This window comes from Vibrio sp. E14 (assembly GCF_020515785.1).
In the GTDB taxonomy this organism is placed as follows: Bacteria; Pseudomonadota; Gammaproteobacteria; order Enterobacterales; family Vibrionaceae; genus Vibrio; species Vibrio diabolicus.
The window spans coordinates 188,061-204,860 of sequence record NZ_JAHPJI010000007.1; the positions used below are offsets into that span (position 1 = coordinate 188,061).

Consider the following 16,800-nt stretch of genomic DNA (forward strand, 5'->3'; position numbering starts at 1 on the left):
TCTATGTCTCGTTATTGTTCTCGTTGTGGAAAGTCGCAAAAAGCGTGTATTTGCCAATGGATTGTACCGTTGGCAAGCGAGGTAGAACTTATCATTCTTCAGCACACGAGTGAAGAACATCGTCCGCTTGGTACGGCACGGATTCTCAATTTGAGTTTAGATAACTGTATTTGTCTGATAGGAGAGGACTTTTCTGGTGATGATGTCTTAAATCACTTGTTGGCGGATGAATCATATCAACATTTTGTTCTTTACCCATCGGAACAGTCACGATGCATCTCTGAAATCAATCAAGCGAGACGTAGTGTATCTAAGAAAATACGTTTGATTTTGCTCGATGGGACGTGGAAAAAAGCGTACAAAATGTGGCAGCTTTCTAGCAATTTACATCCACTCCCAACCGTGCAATTACCGAAGCAATTGCAAGGGCATTACACTATTCGTAAGGCGCCCTCTGAGAATAGCTTATCGACAGTCGAGGCAGGTTATCATTCGCTTCGTTTGCTTGAACCCGAGAGAGACTTTACACCGCTTATGCATGCCTTTGAAAAGATGATCGAATTCCAAATCGCCCAGATGCCGCCGGGCGTATTTGAAAAGAATTACTTGAAAGGTTGAGTGTGACTAAAGAACGATGGAAGAGAATAGCTGACGGTGCAGCTTTTGCGCGTGACCATCGGTCATAGCAGAAATGTAATCGGCGATGACCCTCATCTTATTGCTCTCGCTTTTCGCTTGGCACCACAGTTCTTTTGTATGAACAGGCAGCAAGCGCTCTGGGTCCGCTGTTAACGCTTCAAAAATGTCCATAATAATTTGCTGACCTTTATATTCAACGATCTGGACCTGCGGGACTTGGATAACAAAAGTACTGACAAAGTGTTTGAGTACGTCAAGTGCTCGTGCCATTTGTGGCTCTAAACACGCATTCCAAGACAGTAATGGATTATTGAAAGGCTCATCCACCGCCTTAATTGAAATGCTGGTCAGCAGGGCGTTAACCATACCACCGATGGCATCTTTCCGCTCATGATGCTTACCACTAAATAGCATCTGTCCGATGGAATCGATATGTGCTTCAAACCACGGGTCGCCACAGTCCGCTAATTGACTTGCTGCGCCTTCTTGCCATTGCTGACGTGTCACCATACCAAGTACGATCGCATCTTCTAAATCATGAACGCCGTAGGCGATATCGTCCGCTAGCTCCATGATTGAGCAATCGAGTGATTTAAAGCGCGTTTTACTGTGCTCAAACTCCGATTCTGGTTTTGAGCGCATTAGGCTAAGCAATGCCTTGTCGTTGTCAGAAAGCGGTGCAATTACCCAATCAAATAAGTCTTTATCACAATCATAAATGCCCTTAGCTGGGCTCCAATCTTTGGCTTTTAGTTTACGTTGATGCTCAGCTGGTTGAGGCAACTTGACGGAGCGTGTTTGACTAATGAGGGCAGGGTACTTAATCAAACCAAGCAGTGTGCGGCGTGATAAATTCATTCCGAAATGCTCAGTATAAGGCTCTAACTTAGTGACGATACGAAAGGTTTGGGCGTTCCCCTCGAAACCGCCATGTTCGCGCATTACGTAGTTTAGAGCGACTTCTCCCCCATGACCGTATGGAGGATGCCCGATGTCGTGCGCCAAACATAATGAATCAATTAAGCTGTCTGATGGCAATAGATCACGGAACTCTGGTTGTTTTTTCTTCAACTGGGCGACGATACCGGTCCCGAGTTGCGACGCTTCTAAGGAGTGTGTTAACCGGCTGCGGTGAAAGTCTTCCAAGCTATTGCCGTGTACTTGGGTTTTTGCTTGTAAGCGTCGAAATGCAGCCGAGTGAAGAATGCGCGCTCGGTCTCTTTGGTACGGGCTTCGATGGTCGTCACGACGTATTTTATGCTCATCATCATGGCGCTCTTGCCATTGCGGGTGTAATTCAAACGACACGATTATCTCCGTAAGCTAACTGATTTCATCTAACGATAATTCGAAACTTGGGGCAAAGGTATTGAGGAAGTAATCCATTTCAGGCGTTCTACGTTCTTGCAAAGTGATGTCTAAGCGTTTTTTTGCCAGAGCGAACTCATGATTGCCTGCGCTTAGTTCTTCGAGACATTTTAAATAGGCACAGATGGAGTCGGCTTGCTTGACGATTTTTGCGTCCTCTTCGTGTGCAGAGTGGGAAAGAAGGTAGGGGGCAAAATCATCTTGGAACTCTTCCGGTAACATTGAGAGTAATTTTTGTTCCGCTGCCGATTCTATCTTCTTATATTCTTTGGCAATTTCAGGATTGTAATACTTCACTGGGGTTGGAAGGTCACCCGTTAATACTTCGCTGGAGTCATGGTACATAGCAAGAATCGCGATGCGTTCTGGATTAAGGTTGCCGCCGAACTTTTTGTTTTTAATTAGGGCAAGGGCATGAGCGACAAAAGCAACTTGTAAGCTATGCTCTGAAACGTTTTCTGGTGAGACGGACCGCATTAAAGGCCAGCGTTGGATCAGCTTCATTCGAGCCAGGTGAGCGAAAAAATGGCTTTCTTTCATGGCTTTCTCCGTTTCTGGTGTAAAAAAGGAACTCACTAGGAGTTCCTCTAAGCATATGAGAGATCAGCACTAATTACTACCAGTGATTCATTACTGGCTGTAGGTTGATAGGAATCTTTCAAAACGTCCAATGGCGATTTCTAGATCTTCAACGTGCGGTAGTGTCACGATGCGGAAGTGGTCTGGTTTTGGCCAGTTAAAACCGGAACCTTGCACCAGTAAGACCTTCTCTTGTTTTAAGAAATCTAAAACCATCTGCTGATCGTTCTTGATGTTGTACATTTTAGTGTCGATTTTCGGGAAGAGGTACATCGCCCCCTTAGGTTTGACACAAGAAACACCAGGAATCTGATTGATCAGTTCATACGCTCGGTTGCGCTGCTCTAATAAGCGTCCGCCAGGTAAAATCAGTTCATTAATACTTTGGTATCCACCTAACGCGGTTTGAATCGCATGTTGCATTGGTACGTTTGCACATAAACGCATCGATGAAAGCAACTCCAATCCATTAACGTACCCTTGAGCTAGATGTTTAGGCCCCGTTAGGAACATCCAGCCACCACGGAAACCGCAAACACGGTAGGCTTTTGAAAGGCCATTGAATGTCATGACTAGCACGTCTTCAGTGAGTGTTGCGACTGAGGTATGTGTTGCACCGTCGTACAACACTTTGTCGTAGATCTCATCTGCGAAAATGATCAGTTTGTGCTGGCGCGCGATTTCAATCACTTCAAGTAGGAAGTCACGGCTGTATACCGCACCTGTCGGGTTGTTCGGGTTGATCAGAACAATGCCACGTGTCTTTGGTGTGATTTTCTTTTTGATGTCTTCAAGATCTGGGTACCAGTCTGCACCTTCATCACATAGGTAATGAACCGGCTTACCGCCTGATAGTGCAACTGAAGCTGTCCACAACGGATAATCAGGTGCTGGGATCAGCATTTCGTCGCCATTATTTAACAGCGCTTGCATGGCCATCACGATCAGTTCAGACACGCCGTTACCCACATACACATCTTCGACATCTAGCGAGCGGATACCTTTACGTTGATAGTGTTGGACCACGGCTTTACGAGCAGAGTAAATGCCTTTGGAATCACAATAGCCTTGAGAAGTCGGCAGATTACGAATCACGTCGACTAAAATTTCATCAGGGGCGTCAAAACCAAATGGGGCAGGGTTACCAATGTTTAGCTTTAGGATTTTATGCCCTTCTTCCTCCATGCGCTTAGCATGTTTGAGTACAGGACCCCTAATGTCGTAGCAGACATTATCGAGTTTTGACGACATCCCGATATTTTGCATTGTATAATTCCTAAAAATTCGTTAATTTCTTTATTAAAATACAATAATTTGTTTTTTATTAGAATATATATCTGTAAATTATCTGTTTGCTGGTTAAGTTTTGCTCGTTTGCTATCACAGGATTTTGCAAAAGATCGCATACGACCTTGATTTGCTTTGGGTCTAAACTTAGAGTAGCCGTCAGTTACCATTTATCCTCACATACTACGAGGTTGATTTGTCACAGTTCCATCAAGCCGTAAAGAGAATTATCGAGCGAGTTCAGCAAGCGGAAGGCAATCAAACACGTCTGGTCGAGCCCCTGAGCGAGAAACCTAATTTCTCATTTATTGATTGGCTTGATGCACAACCACTTTTCCCTAAATTCTACTGGCAGTCCCGCGATACTCGTGAAGAGGTCGTTGCACTAGGGCAATTACACGCTTTTGTTGAGCCAGGCCCTGCTTATACCATTCTAGGTGAAGGGCAACGAGTCTGGGGCGGACGCTCTTTTGACGGCCAGCATGAGAAGAATCGTCGCTGTATGCCTTCTTTCTTCTTTTTGCCTCAAATTGAGTTAATTCGTTTTGATCAACAATGGTCTCTCGCAGTTAATATTTCAGAAGACAAAGCGCGAACCCTAGCAGGACTGCATAAACTGGTTTGTGAGGTCGCGACCTTAGCTCCGATTTCTTCTCACATCCGCTTTATTGTTCATACGCCAAGTCAGCCTCAATGGAATGAGTTAGTTCATAAAGTTCTGACTGGTATAAAGAATGATGATTTTAAGAAAGTGGTATTGGCGCGTCGCTCTACCGTGCAGCTTGATAACACATTAAGTGCTGCACAATTGCTGAAAGCGAGTTACTTAAATAACCATCATAGTTTCCATTTCATGCTGAGCTTAGACAGCAAACACAGCTTTATGGGTTCTACGCCAGAACGTTTGTATTCTCGCGTAGGGCACGAACTTCATACCGAAGCGTTAGCAGGCACGATTGGTCGAGGGGACAACGCCACTCACGATATGGAGTTGGCGAATTGGTTATCCCAAGATGAAAAGAACCTCAATGAAAACCAATATGTGGTTGATGACATTATTGATCGCCTATCACCGCATTCCGAAGCGGTTGAAGTGGAGGCCGAGGCAAGTTTGGTTAGGCTACGAAAAGTGCAACACCTCAAGCGAAATATTCACGCGAGCCTAAAGACGGGAATAAACGGTGTTCAGTTGTTATCGGCGCTTCAGCCGACGGCGGCGGTTGCTGGCTTACCTCGACAAGAATCCATGCAGTTTATTCTTGATAATGAGCCCTTTGCGCGCGGCTGGTACGCGGGGTCAATGGGTTACATAAGCCATGAACGAGCAGAGTTTTGTGTCGCGATCAGAAGCGCGCTTGTTCTCGGTGACCAAGTACAACTGTTTGCGGGCGCAGGTATTGTGCCAGGCTCTGTAGCAGAGCATGAGTGGGCGGAACTTGATAAGAAAATGTCGACGTTACTTACGCTGATTTCTGATCACCCCCCGTTAGGAGTCGCATCATGAATCATGACCAAGCGGTGCTCAATCGAATTTGGTCAGAAACCATATTGATTGAGCTTCAGCGATTTGGCGTTAAGCATGTTTGTATCGCTCCTGGCTCTCGTTCTACTCCTTTAACTTTAGAGGCGGCAGAACAGTCCAATTTTTCTATTCATACTCACTTTGATGAGCGTGGTCTCGGCTTTATGGCTCTTGGCTTAGCGAAAGCTACTCAAGAGCCAGTGGCAATCATCGTTACCTCTGGTACGGCAGTGGCGAACTTATTACCAGCCGTTGCGGAGGCTAGGCTTACTGGTGAAAAGCTGGTGCTGCTCACTGCGGATCGTCCGATGGAGCTCGTTGGCTGTGGCGCAAACCAAGCGATTAACCAGTTGGGTATTTTTTCACATCATGTCTCGGCCAGCTTGAATTTACCAAGCCCAACTTTAACAACATCGCTTAATTGGTTGCTGACCTCTGTTGACGAAGTGATGTTTACTCAGCAACTGCAAGGTAGTGCTGTTCATATTAACTGTGCATTTCCAGAGCCTTTGTATTCCAACGGCGCAAAAGCGGATTATCAAACCTACTTAGACTCGGTAGCCGGATGGCGAAAAGGAAGTGGTACTTATACTCAGCGTTTTAACCACTTGTCACAGGCGCACATCACGTCTTGTGCGGATAAAAAAGGCTTGGTTGTGATTGGCAGCTTACCGCTTGAACAAGCGAAGTCGGCGCAGGCATTTGCACAAAAGATGGGATGGCCAGTACTTGCAGACCCGCAAAGTGGTCTCAGTTCGGATTGGGCGCATTACGATGTATGGCTTCAACTTCCCGAGTTCGCAAACGAGCTTGAATCTTGTGAACTTATTATCCAATTTGGTAGCCGAATCATCTCCAAACGTTTGAACCAATGGATTTATAAACAAGTTTCGCAAAATCAACAAAGTAAAGACGTTCAATACTGGTATATCTCGTCGCGTATTGACCGTAATAACCAAAATCATCTGGCGCAAATGCACTGGGTTGAGCTTCCTCAAACTTGGGTTTCTCGCATTAGCTTTGAGAAGCCAATATTTGCTGGTTGGGCTGATAAGTTAGCGAATGGAGTTAAGCGAGTTCATCAACGTATCGAAGAAGCTTTTCTATCTGATTCAGCTTCTGCCATTGACGAAATTGCGTTGGCAGCAGACATCAACGAGCGCACTAAAAACGCTGATGTCTTTTTGGGTAACAGTTTGTTTGTTCGACTTGTCGATATGTACGGCAAACTTGATGATGTAGAAGTGTTCACTAACCGAGGCGCGTCAGGCATTGACGGCTTGTTTGCTACCGCATCAGGTGTGCAGCGAGCAAGAGGTAATCCGTTACTGCTGTATATTGGTGACACATCAGCACTGTATGATCTCAATTCACTAGCGCTGTTTTCTCACAATAAACTGCCGACGGTACTTGTGGTCACAAACAATGATGGTGGCGCAATTTTCGATATGTTACCGGTGCCTCAGGAGCATCGCACTGCGTACTACCAAATGCCCCACGGTTATCAGTTTGAACATGCAGCCAAACAGTTTGGTTTAAAGTATGAGAAGCCAACTACGTTAGAAATGTATCAAGCAATGGTTGCCGAGCACCTGTCGAGCGGCCAAGGCACACTGCTGGTGGAAGTTCAAACCCCACCAAGCCAAGCCGCAGAGTTGATAAAGGCATTTAATAAGAGCCTGCATGCTTCACTCTGAGCGTCTCTCTTCAACTGAAAAACACCAAAGTGGCGACCTTCCCACTCTGGTGTTTTTGCATGGCTTTTTAGGAAGTGGTGCTGATTGGCAAGCTTGTTTGGATGAGCTGACTCAGTTTGAACGAGTCGTTATAGACCTTCCTGGGCATGGTCGCAGTCAGTTTACAAAGTGCAACGATCTCGATGATTGCTGCAAACTTCTTAATTCCACACTATCTTTATTATTTCCTCCGCAACAACCACTTATTTTGATTGGTTACTCGATGGGCGGTCGTATTGCGATGCATGGTATTGCCAATCAATGCTTCCCAGATCTCAATATTGTGGGTGCAATTGTGGAAGGGGGAAACTTCGGGCTTCAAACTGAGTCAGAGAAACAGGTGAGATTGGAGAATGATGCTCGCTGGGCAAAGCGTTTCAAAACTGAACCACTTGAATGTGTTTTGAACGATTGGTATCAGCAAGCGGTGTTTTCTTCACTAAACCATGAGCAAAGACAAACATTAATTGCGAAGCGAAGTGATAATCTTGGCTCGGCGGTCGCGAGCATGCTGATGGCAACATCGTTAGCCAAGCAGGCGTATTTGTTGCCCACACTGAAAAAGCAGAATATACCGATGTATTACTTGTGTGGCGCGAAAGACCAAAAATTTAGTCAACTGGCACAACGTAGCGGGTTGGCGTATCGACAAGTTGAAGGCGCAGGACATAACGTTCATCAAGAGCAGCCCCAACAATTTGCGATGCATATTAAGCAAATAATTCAATCTCACTTTGGTGAGAGTAACGAGAACAATGGGAATCACCATGGCTAAAACAGTAGGCATTTCTGAAGAAGAACTTTACGCTCCGGTTCAATGGAAAGATTGCAGCGAGAAATACGAGGATATTCACTACCATAAATCTGAAGATGGTATCGCGAAAATTACCATTGCACGCCCACAAGTGCGTAATGCATTCCGCCCTCAAACAGTAAAAGAGATGATTGATGCGTTGGCAGATGCGCGTTATGACTCTGGTGTTGGCGTGATCATTCTGACAGGTCTAGGTGAAGACGCATTCTGTTCTGGCGGCGACCAGAAGATCCGTGGCGACTACGGCGGCTATAAAGACGAGCAAGGTACACACCACCTAAACGTATTGGACTTCCAACGCGATATTCGAACTTGTCCAAAACCTGTGATCGCATCAGTTGCTGGCTGGGCTGTTGGCGGCGGTCATGTACTGCACATGATGTGTGACCTAACAATTGCAGCGGACAACGCGCAGTTTGGTCAAACGGGCCCTAAAGTGGGTTCATTTGATGGTGGTTGGGGCGCGTCTTACATGGCTCGTATCGTAGGCCAGAAGAAAGCACGCGAAATCTGGTTCCTATGTCGTTTCTATAACGCACAAGAAGCGTTAGACATGGGCTTGGTCAACACGGTTGTGCCGCTAGAAGAACTAGAGAAAGAAACCGTTCGTTGGTGTCGTGAAGTTCTTCAGCATAGTCCAATGGCGCTACGCTGCCTGAAAGCTGCATTGAATGCGGACTGTGATGGTCAAGCAGGTCTTCAAGAGCTTGCGGGTAACGCAACGATGATGTTCTACATGACCGATGAAGGCCAAGAAGGTCGTAACGCATTCAACGAGAAACGTCGCCCAGACTTCGACAAATTCCCTCGTAACCCATAATCCGTATAAAAAGAGGAGTGTTTTAGCTCCTCTGTTCCATTTTTCCTGAGCGCCTCGCCCTCTGGGAGGCTGGTGGGATTGCTCGCCAGAACGCTCAAATATACGGCATTACATAGGACTCGAATTATGCGTGAAGCGAAAATTTATCGTTATAGCTTGCCCATGGATAGTGGTGTCATCCTACGAGACAATAAGCTAACTGAACGTGTTAGTTATGTTGTTGCGCTTTCTGAAGGTGACCAAATAGGGCTTGGAGAAGTCGCTCCTCTTCCTGGTTTTAGTTTAGAGAGCACCGAAGATGCTGGTATTCAGCTACAAGAACAAGCGGAGCGTTGGGTAGCAGGATTGGATGTGGATTACACCAACATGTATCCATCGGTCGCGTTTGGTTTATCGATGGCAAAGTTAGAGTTGGCTGGTGGCCTGCCCCAACAAGGTAAGTATCAAACAGCGCCGCTGTGTACTGGTGACCCAGACGAGCTCATTCCAAAGCTGAACGAAATGGAAGGCGAGAAAGTCGCGAAAGTAAAAGTCGGGCTTTATGAGCCAATTCGCGATGGCATGCTTGTGAACCTTTTCCTTGAATCTATCCCTCAATTAACGCTTCGACTTGATGCAAACCGCGCTTGGACACCAGAAAAAGCGCAGCAGTTTGCTAAATACATTACTCCGTCTCTGCGTCAGCGCATTACCTTTTTGGAAGAGCCGTGCCGCTCTCCTGGCGATAGTCTCTCTTTTGCTATCAATACTGGTATTGCGATTGCTTGGGATGAAACGTTGCAAGATGCGGTTCGTCGAGAGGATTTCCGTCTTGAAGATCTAACTGGTGTGAAAACGATCATCATCAAACCCACACTCATTGGTTCGGTGGATTTTTGTATTACACTGATAGAGAAGGCGAAGTCACTGGGGATGAAAGCGGTTATTAGCTCGAGCATTGAATCCAGTCTCGGTTTAACGCAATTAGCGCGCTTTGCCCAATGGCAGCTGCCTGATGAAGTTCCAGGTTTGGATACGATTGGCCTATTCAAAGCTCAGTTAGAGCAAGGCTGGCCTAAGTGTGAACTTCCCGTTCTTCCTCTGAAAGATCAGGAGATTGTGTGGCATTCTGCATAGACAATGTTGCGAAGGCACCGTGGAAATATTGGGCTCAAACGAGCCCTTTTTCTATTGCACTCAAGACACCAACAGAAACATTAAACTGGCAACAACTCTCAGTACGTATTGACCAATACGCTCACTATTTGAATGACTTGGGCGTAACGCGGGGAGATGTGCTGACTTTGGTAGGTAAAAACCAAGTCGAAACTCTGCTGTTTTATCTTGCTTCCAAGCAGTTAGGTGCACTTGCCGCGCTGACCATGGTACAACCACTCGATACGCTACAGAGTAAACTTGCGACCCTTTATAAACCTGAACAAACTCGGTTTATCTGGTTTGCTCAGGAGTGCGCTTCGACCTTTTCTGAACATGATATACAAAAACTCAAGGCAACATTGCTTTCACCGCCCTTAGTTTCACAACAAGAGCGTGATGCGGTGATTGAAGATGCCTATCACCATGACAGGCTCGCTTCAGTGGTATTTACCTCTGGCTCGACAGGGGAGCCTAAAGCTGTGGTTCATACACATCGACAACACCTTGCTTCAGCAGAAGGCTTGTTGCAAGAGTTCATTTTCACTCAGCAAGATTCTTGGCTATTGTCGCTTCCGCTTTATCACGTCTCTGGATTGGCGATTGTATATCGTTGGCTATATGTCGGAGCGACATTGAAAATCGGTACAGGAAAACTTGTCGAAGATATTCAGGGCGTGTCACACGCCTCTTTGGTTGCAACGCAGCTCAAACGGCTATTGGATGATGATGCTCACTTGTCATTGACGCATGTGCTATTGGGCGGCAGCCACGTTGCTCACGAGTTGGCGTTGCGAGCAACAGGACGAGGGATTGAGGCGTGGTTAGGTTATGGGATGACGGAAGCAGCCTCTACCGTTACCGCAAAGAGAATTGACAGTACCAGTAATGCTGGACACGTATTGAATCATCGTAAGATAAAGTTGGTTGACCAACGCATTTTTGTCGGTGGTAAAACATTAGCGGCAGGGTATTTTCATCAAGGTCATGTTACTCCGTTTCTGGATGAGAAAGGCTGGTTCGATAGCAAGGATCTCGGTGAGTGGCAAGGTGACGAGTTAAAGATCATCGGCCGTGCCGACAATCAATTTATCTCTGGTGGTGAGAACATTCATTGTGAAGAGATTGAGGCAGCATTGAACCAAATTGATGGCGTGGTGCAGAGCATAGTGGTTCCAGTCGAAGATGCGGAATTTGGTCATCGCCCTGTTGCTGTGATTCAGACCAATGATTTGCGCAGCAAAGCGGAATATGACCTGCATTTGCAATCCAAATTAGAGAAGTTTAAATGGCCAGTGGAATACCATTTAATGCCACAAGTGCTACTAGAAAGTGGGATCAAAGTTTCTCGGAAGGCAGTGAAGGAGTGGCTATTGCCATCAATTCAGCATTAGTCAATTTTGCTATGTATTAGTCAGAAAGGGAATTTCGTATCCTTATAACTCTGAATCATAATTATGCTTCTTCGAAGAGAGAAAAGGCATAAGGTTCAGGATGGTAAAGCTAGTATTAATTGCGGCGGTAGCACTACAAATTGGTATTGCAATAAGCAGTGAAGGGCTCGCCCGCTCTCTTGCAGAGCTGACGGCCTTTTTGATCGCTATCGCATTGGTTGTTACATACAAAAACAGCAAACTTGAGCCGTCGTCATCTCAACACGATGAGAAGACCACTAATATCTAAACAATAACCAAATTAGAGAAGTGGTTGAAATTAACACCCACAGAGTTACACCAAACAACAGTGGCTTAGCTCCAGCAGACCTCAGCTTCGAAATTGAAATGCTGCAACCAATCAGGAACAGACACACCACCAAAGCTTGTTTCGCTCCAACGAAAATACCGTGATAGACCATTTCAAATTGAGGGAAGAAGTCGCTAAACGCGATGGCTGCACAGTACCAAAAAATGAAATAAGGAATAACTAACTTTTTCGTTCCATTCTCTTTCTGGTCTCTCGAAAAGATCACGGCACTGATCAGTGCAACAGGGATGATCCACAAAGCTCGTGCAAGTTTTAACGTTGTTGCTGTAGTTAGTGCTTCTTCACCGTACGCTGAGGCAGCCCCAACAACAGAAGAAGTGTCATGAATAGCAATCGCGGCCCATGTACCAAATGTGTGTTGATCTAGCCCTAAAGCATGCCCAACCACAGGAAACACGAATAGTGCGATGGAGTTTAGGACAAATACCGTTGCCAGTGCTAATCCAATCTGTTCGTCTTTTGCTTTAATCGCTGGTGCCACCGCGGCAATTGCACTACCACCACAAATTGCTGTACCTGACGAGATTAAGTATGCGGTTACTCGCTCCAACTTAATTATTCTGGCAATGATAGTGCCTATGATCAGTGTGCCCGTAATCGTGGCGATAATCAGACCGATACCATCCGATGTAACAGAGAGTGCTTGCTCAAAGTTGATGCCAAAGCCTAAACCAATAATCGAGTAGGACAACAGCTTTTTAGTAAAAGAAGCAATGGGCAGTTCTGAAGGCACAAAACCAAAACTTGCGAGTAGAAAACCAATAACTAGGGCAATAGGAGAGGAGACAAAAGGGGTTAAGCAAAAGAGTAACGCCAATCCAAACAAGAGGTAGTTTCTATTCAAGGTTTTTATTCGCTGTTGTGAATGAAAGCGCGAGTATATCGCACTGAGTGTGGTCAGTTTGTCTTAATGATTTGAACACATGTTCAGTTATTCTAAACATGTGTTCAAATGTATTTTTATCGCCAGTCGCCTCTAAGTTGATGCACTCTATCGAACATCGTTTTTGCCGTTGCTTCATTTGGTGGAACCGGCTGTCCGGCCTCAATTTCTAGCTTTGACCAAAATCGAGTCGGTAAGCCACAACATGCGCGGCCTTTCGCGCGGCTGAAATAGCTTCCCCATAAGCCTTTGAGTGCCACGGGTATGACAGGTACTGGGCTGCGACGCAGAATAATATCAATGCCACGCATGAATTCATTCATTTCACCGTCTGAGGTTAATTTCCCCTCTGGGAAAATACAGACGATATGTCCTTCGCTTAATGCGGTTTCTACATCATTAAATGCACGCCTGATGGAGTTTCTGTTACTCGCTGAAATCGGAATTACCCCAGTTCTGCGTAAAAAGCGTCTTAGTGGAGGTAGGTTGGCGTAATCTTCCTCCATCACAAAACGAATCAACCTTGGGCATACTGCGCTAAGTAGCAAGGCGTCCATATAGCTCACGTGATTACATACGATCAACGCACCGCCTTGTTCTGGCAAGTTATGTAGGTTTTTATGTTTCACTCGATAAATAGTGTGAGTTAGCATCCAAACCACAAAACGGACAACGAATATCGGTATTTGCAAAAAAATGTAAGCGGCGACCAAGAAATTCAAAATGGCTAACAATGCAAACAGCTGAGGAATTGTCATCTTGATGACACTCAGGCACACAATACCTAAGACAGCACTGCCGACCATAAACAGAGAGTTAAAGATGTTGAGCCCTGCGATGACTTGTGCGCGCTCGGTTTCCTTTGCTCTATGTTGCATTAATGCGTAAAGCGGTACGATAAACAGCCCGCCAGAGGCGCCAATCATCAATAGATAGAAAAATAATGGCCAAAAAGGCTCATATCTAAAGAAGTCTACAAAGTTATGGAAGATAGGTAGGTCACTTGGAATGGAGGTTGCCATCAAGTACCCAAATACCGTAATGCCAAGTGCGCCAATAGGCACAATACCGACTTCGATACGATGATTTGAGATCCAATTGCAAAGTAGCGACCCCAGCGCGATACCAATGGAAAACAGAGCTAGCAAGAAAGACACCGCACTCTCGGTGCCATTTAAGTAAATCTTGGTGAAATTCGGGAACTGGGTTAGATAGGCGGCGCCTAAAAACCAAAACCAGCTTATCGCCATAATACATTGAAAAACAACACGATCTGATTTTGCGATGGATAGCGTGTGTTTAGTTTGTTTGTACGGTTGCCAACGAAAAGAAAGATTAGGTGCGCTGGCGGCTGCAAAGGGTATTGATCGGCTCGACAAATATCCCAAAAATGCAAAGAGTACGACACAAAATGCGGCAAGGTATTTTGCGTTGTCTGCTGAGGCGATAATTCCAGCACCTAGGGTACCAATAAGGATGGCGATAAAGGTACCAGCTTCAACAAGGGCGTTGCCTGGCACTAACTCTTTCGCGTTTAATTTTTGGGGCAAAAGGGCATATTTAACCGGTCCAAAGAATGCTGACTGTGTGCCCATTAAGAACAGTAGCAGCAAAAGCACACCATAACTTTCGGTTATAAAACCAATGGCACCCAAAAGCATGATGGCGATTTCAAACAGCTTTACCTTGCGAATAAACCATGATTTTTCATATTTATCGGCTAATACGCCAGCTGAAGCGGAGAATAGAAAGAACGGTAGAATGAACAAGCCAGCCGCTAAATTGATGAACAAGTTGCTCGAAATAGGTAGTGCGCTGGATCCCGCGAAGGCGACAAACAGCAGCAAAACGTTTTTAAAAATATTGTCGTTGAAAGCGCCAAAAAACTGAGTAATGAAATAGGGTAGGAACTTTCTTTGCGTAAGTAAGGACGGCTGTCTGTCGGACGACATGGATAATCCTTTGTTACCAGTTTGTGAGGTAGTTAGAAAGCAGGTTACTGATTAATTCTTTACCATCAATGGGTTCACTAGAGAAAAATTTATCATCAACACTGAGTAAAGTAATACCGTGTACGCCAGACCAAAGCACTCGACTCGCTTGAATCACTTCAGACTCGGTACGATGTGGTGCGATTTGAGCCAATAGTGACTCCAACATTCCTGTCATCCCGTCGATACGTTTGGCATGCCATTCTGGAAGCTCTGCACCATTCATGTTGTGCTCGAACACTAACTGCCAACGGTAAGGGTGCTTTTGAGCGAAATCGTGGTAGCAATAAGCCAGTTCAAATAGAGCTTGATGAGCGTCTTTACTGCTATTGGTCGCCTTCAGTGCTTCTTGGGAGAGTTCGTCTAAAGTTTGCGCGACTACGTGTAAAAGTAACAGGTTATAGTTGCCAAAAATGTTGACTAATGTGCTTGGCACGTAACCAATCATGTTAGCGATTTTACGAAGACTGAGTTCGTGGTAAGAATTCTCATCTAAAAAGTTTTTGACTGTTGTTAAAGTCAAATTCACTAACTCTTCTCTGGTGTGATCGTTTCTGCGCGCCATACTCTCAAACTGCTTTATTGAACATCGTTCAATATGATAGTCAGCTACCTATTAACCGTCAACAAGGCAATATACTCAAGTGACGTCAAGGTGCAGGATTCTGAGCTGTGTCACTGATTCTAATTCAAGTAAAACATCCCCAAGTAGCAGCGAGTTCATTCCAAGCATTTCTAAACGAACCAAGTATCTCGAAGTTAACCGAGAGCAGTCTGTATCTTTGGCAATATTCTGATACATGTCAGCTTCTGTAAGCTGTTTTCATCAACAGGCATACAGAGTATGATGACGTAACAATCATCTTTGGCGTGCTACTGTTTGAAACAATCGTTGTTTCGTCTGATAGAGCACAATCTTAGATAGCTAACTTTAAGGATAACGATGAAACGTTTATTGTCTATTGTTGCTCTGTTGATGTTTACCGTTGCTGTAACGCCTATCGCGGAAGCGAAGAAGTTTGGTGGCAGTAAGTCTTTCGGTAAGAGCTACAAAACAGCGCCAGCACCAAAACAACAGCAACAAAACACCAATACGGTCGGCAAAGATCAGACGGCGAAGTCTTCAAGTAAAAAAGGCTTAATGGGTGGTCTGCTAGGCGGACTTCTTGCTGGTGGTCTACTTGCTGCATTCTTTGGCGGTGCTTTTGAAGGTATCCAGTTTATGGATATCTTAATTATTGGTTTGATTGCCTTTGTCATCTTTAAATTAATGCGCGGTATGCTAGGTGCGAAGCAGGGCAGTATGAACCAGCATCGCCAGCAACCTGCATTTGGTGGTAACGCATCTAAGTTTGAGCAACCAAACATGCAAAACTTTGAGCAACAGCCAAACACAAATAATGGTGGCTTTGGTGGTTTCGGCGCTCAAACGGACGTACCACATAACTACCCACCGGGCTTTGACCAAGCAGCGTTCATTAACGGCTCTCGTGAACACTACCGAATCCTGCAAGGAGCGTGGAATCACAATCAACTGGAAACTATTGAAGAATATGTTTCTCCAAGCTTGTTTGAAGATCTGAAAGCAGAGCGCGCGAAGCTCGACGGTGAGCAGCATACTGATGTAATGTACGTTGATGCAGAGATCGTCCGTGCCGATTATGATGCAAATAAAGCACAGCTTAGCCTGCAGTTTAGCGGTCGTTACCGTGACACAGTAGAAGGTGTTGAAGAAGAAATCGAAGATATCTGGCACCTAGAGCGTGACCTGACTGTGCCTAATGCACCATGGTTAATCGTTGGTATTCAAGGCTAGTCACCTTTAAACCAATTTAGTCACTAATAAAAATCCCGCACCCCCTGCGGGATTTTTTGTATCTGTCGTTTGTATCTACGAAAGATATTTTTATAAAACCTGCCAGGTGGAGCCTTCATCATAGCTCGCGCTTAACTCTGCCGAATATCTTTTTTGCTAGCCAGTCCTCAAGTGCTTTACTGAATGTTTTTAGCATTCACATATGGTCATTGCGATAAAACAAGGACAAAGTGCTAGTACATTGTTTGTATTACAACGACCAGATCCGAACTTTGGCCGGAGATTCGCTTCGGCCCAGTTGTTAAAGTAGGAGCCAAACAAAGGGAGAATAGCGGAGAAGTTGGGTTAAATAAGGAAGGGCTTGTTACTTTATCAAGAGTCTGAAACGAAAAAAGCCAGCTCAATGAGCTGGCTTTTTCAATATGGTGGAGGGGGACGGATTCGAAC

Annotated in this window: 15 protein-coding genes; 9 read left to right on the top strand and 6 right to left on the bottom strand. The window is 45.3% G+C overall.

What is annotated here, in order from left to right; translation table 11 throughout:
• Positions 1-3: 3 nt before the first annotated feature.
• Entirely contained in the window at positions 4-618 is a 615-nt protein-coding gene (locus LIX84_RS18565; protein ID WP_085343450.1) for a tRNA-uridine aminocarboxypropyltransferase, read from the top strand.
• Between the two features lie 6 nt (positions 619-624).
• Here the strand turns inward: LIX84_RS18565 and LIX84_RS18570 are convergent, their stop codons facing one another.
• The 3 genes from LIX84_RS18570 to LIX84_RS18580 form a co-directional block, all read right to left on the bottom strand.
• Positions 625-1,947, bottom strand: coding sequence for an anti-phage deoxyguanosine triphosphatase (locus LIX84_RS18570; RefSeq protein WP_005390538.1), 1,323 nt, complete (start codon positions 1,945-1,947; stop codon positions 625-627).
• A 15-nt stretch (positions 1,948-1,962) separates the two neighbouring features.
• On the bottom strand, positions 1,963-2,547 hold the full coding sequence (gene yfbR / locus LIX84_RS18575; protein WP_047009477.1) for a 5'-deoxynucleotidase: 585 nt from the start codon (positions 2,545-2,547) through the stop codon (positions 1,963-1,965).
• Between the two features lie 90 nt (positions 2,548-2,637).
• Positions 2,638-3,852 (bottom strand): pyridoxal phosphate-dependent aminotransferase, encoded by a 1,215-nt coding sequence (locus LIX84_RS18580; RefSeq protein WP_005390543.1) that lies wholly within the window; start codon positions 3,850-3,852, stop codon positions 2,638-2,640.
• A 217-nt stretch (positions 3,853-4,069) separates the two neighbouring features.
• On the opposite strand from LIX84_RS18580, the gene LIX84_RS18585 reads away from it, so the two are divergent.
• From LIX84_RS18585 to LIX84_RS18615, 7 genes are all read left to right on the top strand, one after another.
• Positions 4,070-5,377 carry an isochorismate synthase gene (locus LIX84_RS18585; protein ID WP_226421937.1) on the top strand — a complete coding sequence of 436 codons (1,308 nt, stop codon included), beginning with the start codon at positions 4,070-4,072 and terminating at the stop codon, positions 5,375-5,377.
• Complete coding sequence (menD, locus tag LIX84_RS18590; protein ID WP_226421938.1) at positions 5,374-7,092, top strand: 2-succinyl-5-enolpyruvyl-6-hydroxy-3-cyclohexene-1-carboxylic-acid synthase; 1,719 nt, start codon at positions 5,374-5,376, stop codon at positions 7,090-7,092. The genes LIX84_RS18585 and menD overlap by 4 nt, the downstream gene beginning before the upstream one ends.
• Positions 7,079-7,906 carry a 2-succinyl-6-hydroxy-2,4-cyclohexadiene-1-carboxylate synthase gene (gene menH, locus LIX84_RS18595; protein ID WP_226421939.1) on the top strand — a complete coding sequence of 276 codons (828 nt, stop codon included), beginning with the start codon at positions 7,079-7,081 and terminating at the stop codon, positions 7,904-7,906. The genes menD and menH overlap by 14 nt, the downstream gene beginning before the upstream one ends.
• Positions 7,899-8,765, top strand: coding sequence for a 1,4-dihydroxy-2-naphthoyl-CoA synthase (gene menB / locus LIX84_RS18600; RefSeq protein ID WP_005390550.1), 867 nt, complete (start codon positions 7,899-7,901; stop codon positions 8,763-8,765). Before menH ends, menB begins: the two co-directional genes overlap by 8 nt.
• A gap of 126 nt (positions 8,766-8,891) precedes the next feature.
• Complete coding sequence (gene menC, locus LIX84_RS18605; RefSeq protein ID WP_226421940.1) at positions 8,892-9,881, top strand: o-succinylbenzoate synthase; 990 nt, start codon at positions 8,892-8,894, stop codon at positions 9,879-9,881.
• Positions 9,866-11,293: an o-succinylbenzoate--CoA ligase gene (gene menE / locus LIX84_RS18610; RefSeq protein ID WP_203342224.1), complete on the top strand. Its 1,428-nt coding sequence runs from the start codon at positions 9,866-9,868 to the stop codon at positions 11,291-11,293. Before menC ends, menE begins: the two co-directional genes overlap by 16 nt.
• A gap of 100 nt (positions 11,294-11,393) precedes the next feature.
• Entirely contained in the window at positions 11,394-11,582 is a 189-nt protein-coding gene (locus LIX84_RS18615; RefSeq protein ID WP_005390556.1) for a hypothetical protein, read from the top strand.
• Here LIX84_RS18615 and LIX84_RS18620 read toward each other — a convergent pair.
• From LIX84_RS18620 to LIX84_RS18630, 3 genes are all read right to left on the bottom strand, one after another.
• Entirely contained in the window at positions 11,572-12,507 is a 936-nt protein-coding gene (locus LIX84_RS18620; protein ID WP_226421941.1) for a YeiH family protein, read from the bottom strand. The two genes, LIX84_RS18615 and LIX84_RS18620, sit on opposite strands and share 11 nt — an antisense overlap.
• Positions 12,508-12,623: 116 nt before the next feature.
• Complete coding sequence (locus LIX84_RS18625; protein WP_226421942.1) at positions 12,624-14,498, bottom strand: MFS transporter; 1,875 nt, start codon at positions 14,496-14,498, stop codon at positions 12,624-12,626.
• A gap of 13 nt (positions 14,499-14,511) precedes the next feature.
• Entirely contained in the window at positions 14,512-15,102 is a 591-nt protein-coding gene (locus tag LIX84_RS18630; protein WP_006743255.1) for a TetR/AcrR family transcriptional regulator, read from the bottom strand.
• A 378-nt stretch (positions 15,103-15,480) separates the two neighbouring features.
• Here LIX84_RS18630 and LIX84_RS18635 point away from each other — a divergent pair, with 378 nt between their 5' ends.
• On the top strand, positions 15,481-16,353 hold the full coding sequence (locus tag LIX84_RS18635; protein WP_226421943.1) for a Tim44 domain-containing protein: 873 nt from the start codon (positions 15,481-15,483) through the stop codon (positions 16,351-16,353).
• Positions 16,354-16,800: the final 447 nt, after the last annotated feature.